The 925-nt window shown below is 62.7% G+C and carries 1 pseudogene; it reads right to left on the reverse strand.

Going from position 1 to position 925, the window contains the following annotated elements:
- Positions 1–925: pseudogene (locus tag HGP14_RS35145) on the reverse strand (histidine kinase); the annotation flags it as partial.

Below are 925 nucleotides of genomic sequence, written 5' to 3' on the forward strand. Positions count from 1 at the left end.
GCATAGACGAACGCTTGCAGCTTGCGAATCCAGTATCGGGACGCGGCAATGGCCAGCTGGGGATTGCTCCCCAAATGCTGCTCGAAGCGGCCCTCATCGAAGTCCGCGTCATTAAAGGAGGTAAAGTCCGGCGTCAGCCCACGGAGCATCCGGATGAGCCTGAGCTGAGCGGCTATCAGGTCGCTGATAAGACCGAACCGCATTTTCTGCACGAATTCGAGCGCATTCCCGGCCTCCAGCTCGACGTCATCGAGCCGATCTCCGGAGGCGAGACGGTTCGTGATCAGGTCAGCGCGGCTGTAGGCCGCATAAATTAGGTCACCGGCTTCCTTCGCTGCCTCGAAGGCGCGCCGCAGGAAGACGCGGCAGGTCGGCAGGGGCTGTAGCCAGGGCGCGACATGGACGGCGAAGACCAGGTAGACGCGGGCGCTGTGCCGGTCGAGCCCGCGCTTCTCGACCAGGTCCAGGCCAAGTCTGCCGAAACGGTGTCCTGCCTGGTAGTCCCCGAAATAAGTTACGAGGACGCCACCCAGCCACACATAAGCGTAGCATGATCCGTCGCAGTTGCCATTATCCAGACTGAGGGTCGCCATCCGGCAGACGACGAGCCGGAACAGATTCAAATCGGTGAACATGGCCGGCGAGGCAAGCGCCGTGAGCACGTCCATGGTCGCGCGCTGGTCGGGATCGGCCATCGACGGCAGGTCGAGCAGGGCTTCAATCGAGCTCGATCCTATCTGCTGCCGCAACCGATCATAATCTTGCCCGACATCCTGCGCTGTCGGGTGCAGCGACCACTGGCCGTCAATCCGCCGGAGATACTCCAGGCCAACCTCCACGGCACGGTCGCTCCGGTCCAGGTTGGTGTAGAGATTGAGGCGCACGCAGGTGACAGCGGCAAGGTCGACAGTGGTCCCGGCGCGTC

It is taken from the genome of Rhizobium sp. P32RR-XVIII (assembly GCF_012641395.1).
GTDB lineage: Bacteria > Pseudomonadota > Alphaproteobacteria > Rhizobiales > Rhizobiaceae > Rhizobium.